A 16,320-nucleotide genomic window follows, 5' to 3' on the forward strand; every position below is an offset into this window, starting at 1 on the left:
AGGAGAAAATGCTTATGAAGAAGTTTAAACAATGCTTCACGATAATCTTCGCTGTGTGGTTCGCGTTATATGGATTAATCGCCGCTCCGCAACAAGGGGAGGCTGCGATCAATGATTATGTAACGGTTACCAAATCAGCAAATCCAACAAAAATCACAACACAAGAGGAAACGGAAATTGCGCTCAACATTACAGGAACTCCGCCTGCTAATGTGGTCATGCCTAATGACGTTGTACTTATTATTGACAAATCGGGCAGTATGGCCCCAACGTATGGCCCTAATAATGGGGAAGACAAAATGACGAATGCTAAGGAAGCGGCGAAAGGGTTCGTCGATCTAATGGATATGACTAAACATAGAGTAGCGGTTGTTGATTTCTCCTCCCCCGCAAGTTCATTTCCATTCACGGTGGATAAAGATGCAGCGAAGTCCTACATTAATACAATTAATTCTGGCGGAGGAACCGCTACAGGGAATGCAATCGATGCAGCGGTCGCATTGCTGGCTGACCACCGTACAGAAGCTCAGCCGGTAATTGTACTGATGACGGATGGAGCGGCGACAGAATCGCCGAAGAACACTGATCCGTTTGATTACGCGCTTCAGAGGGCACAAGCTGCAAAGGATGAAGGGGTTATATTCTATACAATTGCTCTTCTGAATCTTAACGAAGACCCTATTACTAGTGCTCCGAACGTCCTCATGAAAAATATGGCAACCACTGCAACTCATCATCACTTTGTTCTTGGTTCAAAAGGACTTAACCAAATTTATGCAGCTATCGTTAAAGAAATTGGCATGGCGAGCGCTTATGATGTTACTGTGACAGATATAGTTGGTAACGATTTTGAGATTGTACCTGGATCCTTCGAGGATAATATTCCTAAACCTACGGTGACAGGCAATACATTGACATGGAAATTCAATGAATTGAAAAATAGCGCATTAACATTCAAGTACAAGATCCGTCCAGTCGATAAAATGAAAGCGGGCACTTTCCCGGCTTCGTTGAATACCTCAAGTATCACTTACAAAGATTATGCTGGAGCTAACCGGACGAAGAGCATTCCAAGCGTAAATATTACGGTTAAACTGCCAGCCCCAGTAATAACCGCTGTAACAGAACCTTTCGGACATCCGAACGGCGGTGAGACAGTTACCATTACAGGTCAAAATTTCGTGTCTGGAGCAACAGTGAAATTTGGCTCTACTGCTGCTACAAATGTAGCTTTTGTCAGCAGCACTGAAATTACGGCAACCGTGCCTGCAGGGAAGCAAGGGATGGTAGATGTAAGTGTAACAAACCCAGATAATCAAGTTGCGAAAGCGCAATACCAATATAAGACTGATCCGATTATTACTTCTATAACTCCCGCTAATGGACCGCTTGTAGGTGGAACGATCGTTTCGATTAAGGGACAGTATTTCATGAATGGCCTGACTGTGAAATTTGGCGATAAAACGACTCCACTCTTCTATTACTACGGGTCCGAACAAATTTCTGTCAAATCGCCGATTGGCGCAGAGGCAGGTCCAGTTGACGTTACGCTTACGAATCCGGATGGAACTACCGTTACTGTGACAGGGGGATTTACCTATGATACTCCTCCATCAACAGATCCGGAAATCGTTTCGATTTCACCTGACAATGGTGTGGTAACAGGTGGAAATACGATTTATGTGAACGGTAACAACTTTAAAAGCGGTATGAAAGTTGTTATTGGTTCAAAAGATGCATCAACCTCGTATGTATCGGCAACTCAATTGAGAGTGACTGTTCCGGCAGGCGATGCAGCAGGAACAGTAGATGTTTCCGTTCGTACTGCTGAAGGAGCAGTGTACACAAAACCACAAAGCTATACTTATAACGCAATTGAATATCCGACACCTACGATCACATCAGTAACACCGAATACTGGTTTGATAACAGGCGGGAATACGGTATATGTTAACGGCACCAATTTCGTAAATGGCGTAACTAAAGTTACGTTTGGTACAAATGACGTGAATGCGACTTATGTGAATTCAACAACCCTTCGCCTAACTGTACCAGCTGTTGCAGCGGCAGGTAAAGTTGATGTTATAGTATCGAATAAAGATCAAACTGCGTTGTTACCAGAAAGCTATGAATATACGATGCCAATCATCTCTGACCCTAATATTACAGCTATAACCCCAAATCAGGGATCCATCAAAGGTGGATACATTGCGTATATCGATGGTGAAAATTTTAGTGGTGGCGCAACTGTAACCCTCGGCGGAACAAATGCTAGCGTAACATATATTAATTCGGGCCAGCTTAAAATAGTTGTTCCGGCAACAGCAACGACAGGAGTTGTTGATGTTACTGTTACGAATAAGGATGGCGGAACGGAAACATTGGCAGGCGGATTTGAGTACTTACCAATCTTGCCGGAGATCACTAGCATTTCTCCTGCAAGTGCAAGCCGTGCAGGCGGGGCGACTATCTATGTTAACGGCAACAATTTCGATACATCCGCTGCCGTAAGTATTAATGGTGTCAATGCAACCACTGCTTATGTAAACTCAACTAGTTTAAGAGTGACAGTGCCAGCTAGCTCAACGGTTGGACAAGTGCCATTAGTTGTGAGCTTATCGAGTGGGCAATCAGCTACCTTTGCATTTACTTATACAGATATTCCGGCCGCAGTTGCTCCAGTTATTACCAGTCTTTCTTCTGTAACAGGCAAAGCAGGCAACGTCGTATACATTTATGGAACAAACTTTAAGAATAAACCAAAAGTGTATTTCGGATCTGTAGAAGCGACTACTGTCGTATACACGAGTTCGACTACAATCCGAGTTACAGTTCCAATCGGCAACACTGGTGAAGTTTTAGTGAGGGTTGTAAATCCAGATACGCTCGAGAGCAATACAGTCACTTACACTTATAATTAATAACGTACAACACAAGAAGATCGGGTTGAGGTAAATACCTCAACCCGATCTTCTTTGTTCGGTGGTACTATAAATTCTTTGCTGGTTGTATCAAGAATGGAAGATTAATAAAGTTAGGAAAAGCTTCGAGATAACGTTTAAGAAACTGTTCATATTGGTTTTTGGAACAATAGTTAAAAACCCAGCCAATTATAGATAAATCTTCTTCGTGATCAAACGCATTATTTACGAACAAATAGCCATCATCAGAATTATTACTGATAAAATGCCATTGTCCTATATAAACCATACCTTTCGTAGATAATACCTCATTATCCAATAGAATCGCATACAATTCAACTGCTGGTTCATAGTAGCCAAATTCGTACATTAGATTAGCAAGTATATTAATTGTATCTGCGGTTGCCATCGACTGAAGCCAGTGAAAATAAATGTCGTTATATGAATATCTTAATAAAATGAAAAGTGTCTTAGCAAGCAACTCTGATGCGGCATCCGTTAATTGAGGAGGAATATCCGGACTTGCTAGAAGAGCATTGTGATGGGTCCAAAGCTCTAGTGCAGAATCCCGGTATTCAGTAATAGCTGTTAAATATTGTGGATCATTATATAGAACGGCGGCCATTAAGGCGATAGAAGCATCTAACTTCATATCAATCGTAAGTTTGAACGGTTTTTCTTCATGTTGTAGTAAATGATAGGTCAAAGCATCATTAGGAGAAACATCTATTACCAGTTTCTTATGATAATATGAACTAAGCGATCGAGAGCCGGTTCGTAGTGCAACGATGAATAAGGCGGCGTATTCAATGGCTTTAGGATTAGGATAAACCGTTTGAAACAACCGGATAATGGCTTCTTCGTCTTGCTCAGCCTGGATAAGCAGCTCCCATACTTGTTGTAGAACCGTATAGTTTTTAGGCTGAATTTGAAGCAATTGGACACCGTATCGAACAGAGTCCGTCTTGTTTCCTAATTGAACATGCAAATTGAACAACATTTGCAGCGGAACTGTAGAACCGTAGGAAGGTTGAACATTCCAATAGGGGCGATTTTGATGGACCGCCATTTCGGCGAGGGCTAAAGCTTGTTCGAAACTATTGATAGCTTGTTGAAACATTCCGAATTGTTCGTAAAGAATACCAAGATGGCAATAATAATCGGAAATTTCGGGGTATTCTGTCATTGCCTGTAGAATGAGATGGTATGCCTCGACATAATTATTTAATTTTATTTCAGTGGAAATTAAGTTATCTAGCAAATGGACATACCATGAATGACTAGGAGCGCTCGAAGCAATACTTGTTCGATAAAGCTGGATGGCTCTTTCCAGTTGATTGTCGCTCGTACAGGCATTTCCCAATATAAAACAAAAGTAAGGGTCGCGAAGTTTTTCTTCTGTCTTCATAGACTCTAGAATGGACAGGTTGCGCTCTGTCTTGTTGTGACTCTCGACTCGTATTTCTGTGTATCCGTCGTGAAAGATCGGATAAGGGAGATCATTAAATGTAATTTTACGGTGATTCGAAGTGAGTTGCTCGTGAATAGGGTTGCTGTAGTATATCCCTTTTTGATTCTCGAATATTCGAGCCCCTTGCGAGATCATTACTCTGGAGGGATCAACGGTTTGTCCGGTAAAATTATGGATAGGCAGCATGAATGACTTAAGAGAATCTTTGTCAGTGGGAGTTGCCTGCAGGTCGGTTATTAATCCCTCGATATCGGATGAGTTCATGTATTCATCTGCATCTAGTACCAATATCCATTTTCCGGTGGCATTACGTAATGATGCATTTCTGGCGGCAGAAAAATCGTTGATCCATTCAAAGTCATAGACATGGTTAGTATACCTTCGAGCGACTGTCTTTGTATTATCAACGGAACCGGTATCAATAATGATGATCTCATCGACAAGTCCTTGCACGCTATCTAAACAGCGTGAAATCACCTTTTCCTCGTCTTTTACGATCATGCACAATGAAATCAAATTCTCCATATATCCTCCTGTTGAGCTATAATTCTATGGTCTATACTCTAAATGTTCTTTTCGAGGAGGTCATTTCCTCCAAAAATACTTTTTAAAAACTTAACAGTTTCATTAAGTAGACGAGTTCCACGATTTTAAGGTGGAACATAAGCAAGTATTCTCAACAAACTAATGCAGCATTAAACTGAATTCCGGATTGCACAAGTTCCGAGAATCCTAGAACCGATTTACCTGCGGAAAGGATTGTAGCGGATGAGACGTAGATATAGTCAGCGTCTCATCCGCTTTCACCTGCTTTTCATGATTTCTTGATTATACAGCAAAAAAGGTACAGACTCTCCAATTTTCTTGAAGAATGTTCCTTTTTCCAGGAGACGGATTTTTCAGTGGCAGGTGATGGTTGGAGGGCGCGAAAACCATAGCTTGATTCCTTTGTCAGATTTATTGGCAATTAGATGTTTCCCCCCCTCCCTGCTGGGTAATTATTGATAAAGCATATTTCGGCAGTACTAAATAACTCAGTGTTTAAGCCAAGTCGACATTTTTCTGTTTTTTCTGCAGCAGAAAACCTTTTTCTTGGTAATTGACACTGGATTGGACGGGTGCTATAGTCGGAAATGTGGACAATTAGTGTCACACTTTATTTGACAATGAAGGGAATGTTAGTGCATGCAAGGTAAAGTTAAATGGTTCAACGCAGAGAAAGGTTATGGCTTCATCGAGACTGAGGACGGCGGCGACGTATTTGTACACTTCTCCGCAATTCAATCCGAAGGCTTCAAGACTCTTGAAGAAGGACAATCCGTAGAATTCGAGATTGTTGAAGGCGCTCGTGGCCCGCAAGCTGCTAACGTAATCAAAATCTAATCATCCCGGCATAGCCGACCTACATAAACGGTATTGATGGTTAACAATTGGAGATTCGCTAGCCCAAGACTCCGGAACTTCCGGGGTCTTTTTTTTGTATCCGACCTCCGATAAATATTGTGCTAAAATTCACAATTTTGTCTTTTTACATGGGCTTAACAAAATGCTATAATGAAGGTGCAAAGGAGGAGTGCCCAATGCAATTCACTATCCGAGGTCAACAAATTGATGTGACCGATGCTTTGAAAGACTATGTTGACAAGAAACTCAGCAGGCTAGATAAGTATTTTGATGCACCCCCCACCTCCGAAGGATACGTTACACTCAGTGTCATTCGAGGATTGCACACGGTGGAAGTGACCATTCCGCTCACAGGCGTGGTACTGCGTGCGGAAGACCGAAGCGACGATATGTACGCTTCCATTGATGCCGTTGTGGACAAGTTGGAACGTCAGATTCGCAAGCACAAAACCAAGCTGAACCGCAAGATCAAGCAAGAAGGCGGACTGAAGACGCTCATTGCGGAGAACGGGGCAGCGGCAACCAGTCAAATGGATGCAGAGCAAGTGGAGTACGACGAGGACAACTACGAAGTAGTCCGTACGAAACGTTTTACCATGAAGCCCATGGACGTGGAAGAAGCGATCCTGCAGATGAACATGGTAGGCCATAATTTTTTCGTATTTTCCAACATTGACACACAAGAAGTAAATGTCGTCTACAAGCGTGATGACGGCAAGTACGGATTGATCGAGCGGGACTAAGTCTCAAGCGGTATTCCTCAAGGAATGCAGAGGCGCCAGGTTCGGTTCGACATTAAAACGGTTTAAATGAAATTGAAATTGTAAGATGAGCCTTCATCCGCGTTAGCGGGTGGGGCTCTTTATTTGGATATATGGACGTCTATTTTACACCTATTTAGATGTAGAGTTTTGCTACTATAATGAATATAATCCCATTGCCGACGACTGGGTAAATGCTCCACGCAACTTTTCAGGACGTCTTCGCGTCTCATAGAGTAGGGCTTCACGTAACAGACATCTCTTGTGAAAGCACATATTGTTGCGGCATCCCTTACAAACTGTTACAATTTATGCAAACCCTCATTTTACGGGACAGGCTTTTTAGCCTGCATGAAATGGGACCATCATAAGGAATCAATGAATCGATTTCATCATTTAACCCTTTGGCATTTAATGAAGTTGATTCTATCACTTGTTTTGCACGAAAGGGGTTAACCATGCTAGGACTTGTCAAAAAGATTTTCGGCGACACCAACGAGCGTGATGTCAAACGTCTCATGAAGACGGTCGATGTAATCAACAAAATGGAACCGGATTTTGAGAAGCTCTCCGATGAGCAGCTGCAAGCGAAAACCGAGGAGTTCCGTGCGCGGATCGAGAAAGGTGAGACGCTGGAGGAACTGCTTCCCGAAGCGTTTGCGACAGTCCGTGAGGCTTCCAGACGAACACTCGGCAAGCGTCACTACGACGTACAGCTGGTCGGAGGAATGGCCCTCCACGAAGGCAGAATTGCAGAGATGAAGACCGGTGAAGGTAAGACCCTTGTGGGTACGCTGCCGGTTTACTTAAATGCCCTGCTTGGCAAAGGGGTTCACGTTGTAACCGTCAATGATTATTTGGCACAGCGTGACAGCCAGGAAATGGCGCAAATATATAACTTCCTGGGTCTAACCGTTGGGGTTAACCTGAGCGGTATGGAACACCCGGATAAACAGCATGCTTATGCATGCGATATTACGTACGGAACGAATAACGAGTTCGGCTTTGACTATCTGCGTGACAACATGGTCCTCTACAAAGAGCAGATGGTTCAGCGTCCACTCTATTTCTGTATCATTGATGAAGTGGACTCCATCCTGGTTGACGAAGCGCGTACGCCGCTTATCATCTCGGGACAAGCTCAGAAATCGACCGAGCTGTATTTTGCAGCGGATCGCTTCGTGAAGCGCCTGACGGCAGAAGAGGATTATACCGTAGATATTAAGGTCAAATCCGTAGCTCTGACAGAAAAGGGTGTTGCCCAGGCGGAGCGTTCCTTCGGTATCGAAAACCTGTATGACCAGAACCATGTAACACTGAACCACCACATTGTACAAGCGCTGAAAGCGAACGTGATTATGCGCCGCGACGTGGATTACGTTGTCACCGACGACGAAGTGGTTATCGTGGACGAATTCACGGGCCGCTTGATGGCAGGACGCCGCTATAGCGACGGTCTTCACCAGGCGATTGAAGCGAAGGAAGGCATCGAGGTTCAGAACGAGAGCATGACACTGGCGACGATTACTTTCCAGAACTACTTCCGTATGTATCGCAAGCTGGCAGGTATGACCGGTACAGCGAAGACAGAGGAAGAAGAGTTCAAGAAGATTTATGGTCTTGAAGTGCTCCAGATTCCTACAAACAAACCGAATCAGCGTAACGACATGCCGGATGTTGTCTATAAGAGCGAAGAAGGCAAGTTCAAGGCAGTTGTTACGGAGATCGTGGAACGTCATAAAAAGAATCAACCGATCCTGGTGGGTACGGTTTCGATTGAGAACTCCGAGCGTTTATCGGAAATGCTGAAACGCAAAGGCATTCAGCATAAAGTTCTGAATGCGAAGTACCATGCAGAGGAAGCGGAAATCATCTCACGCGCCGGTCAGCCGGGATCTGTAACGATCGCGACGAATATGGCGGGACGCGGTACGGATATTTTGCTGGGTGAAGGCGTGCAGAATATTGGCGGACTTCACATTATCGGTACGGAGCGTCACGAATCGCGCCGGATCGATAACCAGCTGCGTGGTCGTGCCGGTCGTCAAGGTGACCCAGGATCCACTCAGTTCTATTTGTCCCTGGGCGATGAACTGATGAAACGTTTTGGTACAGACAACGTTCTGAACATGATGGAGCGTCTTGGCTTTGAAGAAGATCAGCCGATCGAGAGCAAGATGATTACCCGTGCGGTTGAATCCGCGCAGAAGCGGGTTGAGGGCAATAACTTCGACATGCGTAAAGTCGTTCTTCAATATGATGACGTGATGAACCAGCAGCGTGAGATCATTTACAAACAACGCCGCGAGATTCTGGAGTCCCAAGACATTAAGCAAATCGTTGTTGAGATGATGAAGCCGGTCATTGAACGGGTTGTTCAGGCTCACTGCAGCGATGATATTCCGGAGAACTGGGAACTGCAAGAAGTGGCAGACTTCGTTAACAGCAAGCTGCTGGACGAGGGTGCAATTACCCGCGAAGATCTGTGGGGCAAAGAATCGGAAGAAATCACGGAATTTATCTTTGAGCGCGTGATGAAGAAGTATGCAGAACGTGAAGAGGCGATTGGTGAAGAGATGGTACGCGAGTTCGAGAAAGTTATCGTGCTGCGTGCGGTAGACAGCAAGTGGATGGATCACATCGATGCGATGGATCAACTGCGTCAAGGTATCCATCTCCGTGCATACGGCGGTACCGATCCGCTTCGCGAATACCAGTTCGAAGGCTTTGAGATGTTTAATGCCATGATCGCTACGATTCAAGAGGAAGTGGCAACGTACATCATGAAGGCGCAGATCGCAACGAACCAGGAGCGTCAGGCTGTCGTGGAGGAGAACAAGGTATCCACGAACAGCAGCAGCGAGCCAGCCGAGAAGCGTCCAGTGCAAGTAGCTGAACAGATCGGCCGGAACGATGCATGTCCTTGCGGCAGCGGCAAGAAGTATAAGCACTGCCACGGACAGAACGCTTAAGCTACATTTTCATAAAACGGCCTTGTGTATAGGCGCTGATTTTTCAACTCCCTTAAGAGCAGCAGATGAACCGGTCATTGTGGTCTTATCCACAGCGATCCGAAACCTCTGCTGCGCTTAAGGGAGTTTATCTGAATAAATAACGAAATATCTAGTAAAGTCGCATAAATTTTCTCTTGAATATGGAACGTTTTCCATGCAGGAGAGGGTATACTGAAGTTATTACGATAACGTATAGATAAGAAAGGACGAGGGACTCATGATCGAACCAAGTGTGAAGCAGGACCTGCGTGAAATCAGCAAGAAACTAACCAATCTTAGGGGGTCTCTTTGACTTAGATCTCAAACAGGAAATGATTGAGAATTTTGAGGAGAAGATGGCTGCCCCGGATTTTTGGGACGATAATGAAAAAGCCCAAGCGCTCATTGCTGAGATGAATGCTGTGAAATCATCCGTGGATCAGTATCAAAAACTTCAGCAGGATTACGATGATGCTGTTGTTATGACTGAACTGGCGGATGAAGAGGGCGACGACTCCCTTGCAGGAGAAATTGGCGAGACAATTAAGGACTTGGTTAAGCGCGTGGAGGAATTTGAGCTTCAGCTGCTGTTGAACCAGCCTTACGATAAAATGAATGCCATCCTTGAGCTGCATCCCGGAGCGGGCGGAACCGAGTCGCAAGACTGGGGCCAAATGCTGCACCGAATGTATACCCGCTGGGCGGAGAAGCGCGGCTTCAAGGTGGAAACACTGGATTACTTGCCAGGCGACGAAGCGGGAATCAAGAGTGTAACGCTGCTGATCAAGGGCTACAATGCTTACGGATATTTAAAAGCGGAAAAAGGAGTTCATCGTCTGGTTCGCATATCACCATTCGACTCTTCCGGTCGCCGTCATACCTCCTTTGTATCCTGCGATGTGGTACCGGAAATCAACGATGAAATCGAGCTGGATATCCGCACCGAGGATCTGAAGATTGATACCTACCGTGCCAGTGGCGCAGGGGGTCAGCATATCAATACGACGGACTCGGCCGTACGGATCACTCACTTGCCAACCGGCGTGGTGGTGACGTGTCAGAATGAACGCTCTCAGATCAAGAACCGTGAGCGTGCGATGACAATGCTTCGTTCCAAGCTCTACGAGCGCAAAATCGAGGAGCAGAAGAAGGAATTGGCGGAAATTCGCGGCGAGCAGTCGGAAATCGCTTGGGGCAGCCAGATTCGTTCGTATGTATTCCATCCGTACAGTATGGCTAAGGACCACCGTACACAGGTGGAGACCGGTAATATTGGAGCCGTCATGGACGGAGATCTGGATGCTTTTATCGATGGCTATTTGCGCAGTCAGATCAAGCAGGAAGTCGAGTAGGACGTTGAGGAGAGATTTGAAGAACTATGGCGCAATCCGCTGGCAATCCATCGATTAACAAAAGAAAAAGAGAACCCCTGATTCCGATCAACGGTCCCCTTCGGCAGACGGTGGACGCAATTTTTATTATCATCGGCTCCTTTATCATGGCGCTGTCATTCAATTTATTTTTTCTCCCGAATCACATTGCCTCCGGCGGCGTGTCGGGTTTGTCCGTTCTTGCGCAATCATGGCTCGGCATTGAACCGGCCTTTACGCAGTGGGCACTGAACATCCCATTGTTTGTACTCGGCTTTTGGCTGCTTGGACGCGATTACGGCATTCGTTCCCTGCTGGGCAGCGTGATTCTGCCGTTGTTTGTTTTCCTGACCAAGGACTGGCCAATCCCAACCTCCAATCCACTTCTGGCCTCCATTTATGGAGGAATCGGGGTCGGTATCGGGATGGGGCTGGTCTATCGCGGCCGGGGGTCGACGGGCGGGCTGACCATCGTGGCACAGCTCTTGCAAAAATACAGCGGTCTGACGTTCTCCCTCTGTGTCGTACTGCTGGATGCGATTGTGATCTCATCGGCAGCACTGGTGCTGTCACTGGAGCAGGCGTTATACGCACTGATTGGACTGTATGTTACAGGCAAAGTGATTGATGCCATTGAGCTTGGCTTCAGCTTTACCAAGGTGGCCTACATTATATCCGATCATAACGAGCCGATAACGAAGGCTATTCTGGAGGATTTGGACCGGGGATTAACCAAGCTAACCGCTGAGGGAGGCTATACGGGTGAACATCGAACCGTCCTGATGGTGGTAGTCGGGCAGAGCGAGATTCCCCGTCTAAAGACAGTGGTCCAGTCGGTAGATCCGAATGCTTTTGTAATTATCAGCAATGCGCATGAGGTATTGGGTGAAGGATTCCGCAATATTAAGGCGTAAGCCAATAGAATACAGCGGCCGAGACATTCTCGGCGATAGGAAGAGACGGTGTATATCACTGTCTCTTTTTCTATTTTCAGACGAATCCGATTTCAGTGAAGCTGGAAGTTCGATCATCGCAAAAAATCTTCCCTAACGCAGTCTGCCCTCTGTGAAGATACAATGACAGATAGTTTTCTTATGGGGCCAACATCCACCCCCAGTAGCGGCAGGCTTGAATTCTCCTTTATTTTTCTAGTAAAGAGCATATAATGGAAACTAAACTTGTAGGGGGTAGGGGATGATGGAGATTGAACAGATCTATGGTAATTTGCCAGTGCTGGAGACAGAACGTCTGCGTCTTCGCAGAGTATCGATGCAGGATGCAAACGAGATGTATGTCTATGCCTCCGATGATGAGGTTACAAAACACGTAACTTGGGAAACCCACCGCTCCGTTAATGACAGTAAGCGATTCATTCAATTTATACTGGCCCAATATGCGAAGCATGATATCGCCCCGTGGGGGATTGAGCTGAAGGAAAGCGGACGTATGGTGGGGACGGTGGATTTTGTATGGTGGAAGCCCGGGCATCAGAGTGCCGAGATCGGTTATGTACTGGCACGCGATTGTTGGGGACAAGGACTTATGACAGAGGCGGCCACTGCATTGCTGAAGCTGGGCTTTGGCCAGATGGAGCTTGTACGCATCCAGGCCCGCTGCATTACAGAGAACATCGGCTCCCAGCGTGTGATGGAGAAGATCGGCATGTCCTATGAGGGCACGTTAAGAAAAGGGATCAAGATCAAGGGGCAGCATTGGGACCTTAAATTATTCTCCATACTAAAAGAAGATTATGAATCGGCTAATTAAAGGTTGAAGGATCATGGAGCATGCATGAAAATTGGACCAAATTTGAATAATCCATTGTATTTATATGAATACGGTCGTATAATAATACATATTTATGAGACGGATAGGTCAATGGGAAACTTGTTAGTAAGAGAGCCACAATTCAATGCGGGACACGGAAACATTCCGAACAAGGTAAAGGGCCGCCTGACAGCAGCAGCTTCATGAAGAAGAAGCATTTCAGGAGCATTCGCAGCGGCTCGACTTGTTTCTATACACCTAAGATATACAGATTTCGGGGAACAACGGGAATCGACCGGAAGCATGAACCGTATCCGTAAGATGTAGAGATGAAGGGACTGGCTGAATGGGACCTTGCCTAAGGTCCTATAGCTGTTCCTGGGGGAGAGGATGAGGATATGACGGACACAAACACATTAAGAGTTGCCATTGTTGGATCTACCGGTTACGGGGGAGTGGAACTGATCCGCTTGCTGCAATCACACCCGCGAGTTGAGATTACGTCGGTGATTTCTTCATCGAGTGCGGGGGCACCCATATCGGATGGTTTTCCGCATTTGACGAATATCGTCACCCGGAATTTGGATGGTGTAAATCCAGCGGAAATCGCAGAGGTGGCTGACCTGGTGTTTGCCGCGACACCTTCTGGCGTTAGCGCCAAGCTGGTGCCGGAGCTGCTGGAAGTTGGCCTTAAGGTTATTGACCTTTCAGGCGATTTTCGCTTGAAAGACGGAGGGATATATGAGCAGTGGTATAAGCACCCGGCACCGAGCGCGGAGCTTTTGGAAAAAGCGGTATACGGCCTATGCGAAGTGTTTGGCGAGGAGGTCCGCGATGTGGATTTCATCTCCAATCCGGGCTGTTATCCGACAGCGACCCTGCTCGGACTGATCCCGGCCATCAGCGCGGGATGGATCGATGCCTCTTCGCTGATTATCGACGCCAAATCCGGCGTGTCCGGCTCCGGAAGGGGAACGAGTTTGACGTCCCATTATGCCGAGATCAACGAGAACTTCAAAGCTTACAAGGTGAATAAGCACCAGCATATTCCTGAGGTTGAGCAGGTGTTGACTCAGGTGGCGGGTGAACCGATCACGGTTACCTTTACGACCCATCTCGTACCGATGACACGTGGCATTATGAGCACTATGTATGCAACGCTGAACGGTCCTTATACGGAAGAGGATTTCATTGAGCTGTACCGCCAGTATTTCAAAGACCGCCGGTTCGTGAGAATCCGTGAGCAAGGGGTATGGCCTGCAACAAAAGAAGTGAGCGGCTCGAACTATTGCGACATCGGATTTGCGGTGGATGCACGAACAAACAGAGTGACCATTATATCGGTTATTGATAATGTGGTGAAGGGTGCGGCCGGTCAGGCGATCCAGAACCTGAACTTGATGATGGGATGGGAGGAGAGCCTCGGACTTACGTTTACGCCGATTTATCCGTAAGCGGCTGGGGATACAGACATGGGAGAGAATACGTTTGCGATAATTGAAGGGGGTAGCATTGTAACGCCGCAAGGCTTCAAGGCGGCCGGCCTCCACTGTGGACTTAAGAAAACAGACCGTAACGATCTGGGTGTCATCGTATGTGATGTGCCTGCCGTGGCGGCTGCGGTATATACAACGAATCTTTTTCAGGCGGCACCGCTGAAGGTAACGCGTGAGAGTCTGCAGGATGGCAAGCTTCGCGCTATTGTTGTCAACAGCGGGAACGCCAATGCCTGCACGGGTAAGCAGGGTGAAGAGGATGCATATACGATGCGTTCCAACACGGCTTCGCAATTCAATCTGGATGCAGACGATGTGGCCGTAGCCTCGACAGGAGTCATCGGCGAACTGCTGAAGATGGATCGTGTATCTTCAGGCATTGCCAGCTTGCCGGCACATCTCAGTGGCGAGAGTGAAGGAGCGGAAAGCTTCAGCCAGGCGATTTTGACAACGGATCTCGTGAAAAAAGAAGCCTGCGTCACCGTCCAAGTCAACGGTACAAAGGTTACCATCGCGGGAACAGCGAAGGGATCGGGGATGATTCACCCGAACATGGCAACCATGCTCGGGTTTATGACGACAGATGCGGTCATTGATCAGGAAGCGCTGCAGCTGCTGCTGCGCCAAACGACCAACCTGACCTTTAATATGATAACCGTGGATGGCGATACGAGCACGAACGATATGCTGATTGCGATGGCCAGCGGCCTGGCGGAGCACGAGGCATTGACACCGGAACATCCCGATTGGGATGCGTTCTCAGCGGGCTTCCACTATGTGTGCCAGCAGCTGGCGAAGGCCATCGCGCGTGATGGAGAGGGAGCGTCCCGCTTGATCGAGGTTCGCGTGAACGGTGCCGAGTGTGACGATGATGCCCAAGCGATTGCCAAGACGGTCATTGGCTCCAGCCTGGTGAAATCCGCGGTGTTCGGGGCAGATGCCAACTGGGGGCGCATTATTGCGGCTGTAGGTCGTGCGGGTCGTCCGGTCAACCCGGAGACGGTTGATATTGCCATAGGTCCAATTTCGGTGCTGGAGCAGTCCAGACCGGTTGCTTTTGACGAGGATGCCGCACTGGTTTACCTTCAGGGCGATTCCGTGGACATTGATGTGAAGCTGCATATCGGGAATGGATCAGCCACGGCGTGGGGCTGTGACTTGACCTATGACTATGTCCGCATTAATGCGGCTTACCGTACGTAGATAAATCACCTATAGATCGGGAGGAGACGGATATGAAGAGCACGATCGATCAAGAGGATACGTTGCCGGTCCAAACATCGGGGGCAGATACCTTTGTCATGAAATGCGGCGGCAGCACGCTCGCTGCACTTCCGGACAGCTTCTTCGAGGATTTGAAGGAGCTGCAGCAGAAGGGAGTCCATCCTGTAATTGTTCATGGAGGCGGTCCTGCCATCTCCGGCAATCTGGAGAAACTCGGTATCGAGACCGAGTTCGTGAATGGACTGCGCAAGACGACGGAGGATGTGCTGGACGTTGTGGAGATGGTGCTCGCAGGCACTATCAATAAAGGGATTGTAAGACGGATACAAAGCGTGGGCGGCTCTGCTATCGGCTTGTCCGGCTCGGACGGAGGACTGATCGAGGCCAAACCGGTTACGAACCATGCGGAGGTTGGCTGGGTTGGCGATGTAACGAAGGTGAAGTCATCCATACTGAGCGGTGTACTGAAGATGGGATACATGCCTGTGGTTGCGCCGATTGGTGTGGATTCATCCGGTCAGCGCTACAATATCAATGCAGATACGGCTGCTGGCGCCGTTGCCTCCCATCTGGGGGTCAAGCGGATGATTGTTGTCACCGACGTGCCCGGGATCATGAAGGGGACGGGCGGCGAGAAGCGGGTGCTTCCGACCGTGACGGTGCAAGAGATTGAAGACATGATCGGCACGGGCGAGATCTACGGGGGGATGATTCCCAAGGTCAGAGCGGCCATCAGCTGCATCCATGGCAAAGTGAGCGAGGTTGTCATCGTGAACGGAAGCGAACCGAACGTACTGAGCCGTGTCCTTGGTGGAGAAGTGCTGGGAACGCGTATTGTGCGGATGTCATAATAAATGAACAGATTGAGTTTTTACGAATAGAACGACCTCAACGGAGGAGGCGGAATTGTTCT

At 47.4% G+C, this 16,320-nt stretch carries 11 protein-coding genes; 10 read left to right on the forward strand and 1 reads right to left on the reverse strand.

Going from position 1 to position 16,320, the window contains the following annotated elements:
• Nucleotides 1–14 precede the first annotated feature (14 nt).
• Nucleotides 15–2,921, forward strand: coding sequence for an IPT/TIG domain-containing protein (locus M2277_RS25150; RefSeq protein WP_280755893.1), 2,907 nt, complete (start codon nucleotides 15–17; stop codon nucleotides 2,919–2,921).
• Nucleotides 2,922–2,988: 67 nt separating this feature from the next.
• Here the strand turns inward: M2277_RS25150 and M2277_RS25155 are convergent, their stop codons facing one another.
• Entirely contained in the window at nucleotides 2,989–4,917 is a 1,929-nt protein-coding gene (locus M2277_RS25155; protein WP_280755894.1) for a glycosyltransferase, read from the reverse strand.
• A 660-nt stretch (nucleotides 4,918–5,577) separates the two neighbouring features.
• On the opposite strand from M2277_RS25155, the gene M2277_RS25160 reads away from it, so the two are divergent.
• From M2277_RS25160 to argB, 9 genes are all read left to right on the forward strand, one after another.
• Complete coding sequence (locus tag M2277_RS25160; protein WP_006213042.1) at nucleotides 5,578–5,775, forward strand: cold shock domain-containing protein; 198 nt, start codon at nucleotides 5,578–5,580, stop codon at nucleotides 5,773–5,775.
• A gap of 197 nt (nucleotides 5,776–5,972) precedes the next feature.
• Nucleotides 5,973–6,539 (forward strand): ribosome hibernation-promoting factor, HPF/YfiA family, encoded by a 567-nt coding sequence (gene hpf, locus M2277_RS25165; RefSeq protein WP_006213041.1) that lies wholly within the window; start codon nucleotides 5,973–5,975, stop codon nucleotides 6,537–6,539.
• A gap of 476 nt (nucleotides 6,540–7,015) precedes the next feature.
• Nucleotides 7,016–9,529 (forward strand): preprotein translocase subunit SecA, encoded by a 2,514-nt coding sequence (secA, locus tag M2277_RS25170; RefSeq protein ID WP_006213040.1) that lies wholly within the window; start codon nucleotides 7,016–7,018, stop codon nucleotides 9,527–9,529.
• Nucleotides 9,530–9,788: 259 nt separating this feature from the next.
• Nucleotides 9,789–10,902 (forward strand): peptide chain release factor 2 gene (prfB, locus tag M2277_RS25175; RefSeq protein WP_100086551.1). Its coding sequence is split into 2 segments (ribosomal slippage): nucleotides 9,789–9,860 and nucleotides 9,862–10,902, totalling 1,113 coding nucleotides; the frame shifts between segments, so codons are not numbered across the junction.
• A 26-nt stretch (nucleotides 10,903–10,928) separates the two neighbouring features.
• A complete protein-coding gene (locus M2277_RS25180; protein ID WP_006213038.1) occupies nucleotides 10,929–11,834 on the forward strand; it encodes a YitT family protein in 906 nt (301 codons plus the stop codon).
• 283 nt (nucleotides 11,835–12,117) lie between these two features.
• Nucleotides 12,118–12,687 (forward strand): GNAT family N-acetyltransferase, encoded by a 570-nt coding sequence (locus M2277_RS25185; protein WP_006213037.1) that lies wholly within the window; start codon nucleotides 12,118–12,120, stop codon nucleotides 12,685–12,687.
• 398 nt (nucleotides 12,688–13,085) lie between these two features.
• Nucleotides 13,086–14,141, forward strand: coding sequence for an N-acetyl-gamma-glutamyl-phosphate reductase (gene argC / locus M2277_RS25190; protein ID WP_006213036.1), 1,056 nt, complete (start codon nucleotides 13,086–13,088; stop codon nucleotides 14,139–14,141).
• Between the two features lie 18 nt (nucleotides 14,142–14,159).
• Nucleotides 14,160–15,386: a bifunctional glutamate N-acetyltransferase/amino-acid acetyltransferase ArgJ gene (gene argJ / locus M2277_RS25195; protein ID WP_036639901.1), complete on the forward strand. Its 1,227-nt coding sequence runs from the start codon at nucleotides 14,160–14,162 to the stop codon at nucleotides 15,384–15,386.
• 32 nt (nucleotides 15,387–15,418) lie between these two features.
• The gene (gene argB / locus M2277_RS25200) at nucleotides 15,419–16,258 is read left to right on the forward strand and encodes an acetylglutamate kinase (protein WP_006213034.1); all 840 of its coding nucleotides are present in this window, start codon (nucleotides 15,419–15,421) and stop codon (nucleotides 16,256–16,258) included.
• The last annotated feature ends 62 nt before the right edge of the window (nucleotides 16,259–16,320 follow it).

Source organism: Paenibacillus sp. LBL (genome assembly GCF_029893715.1).
Lineage (GTDB): Bacteria > Bacillota > Bacilli > Paenibacillales > Paenibacillaceae > Paenibacillus_AQ > Paenibacillus_AQ glucanolyticus.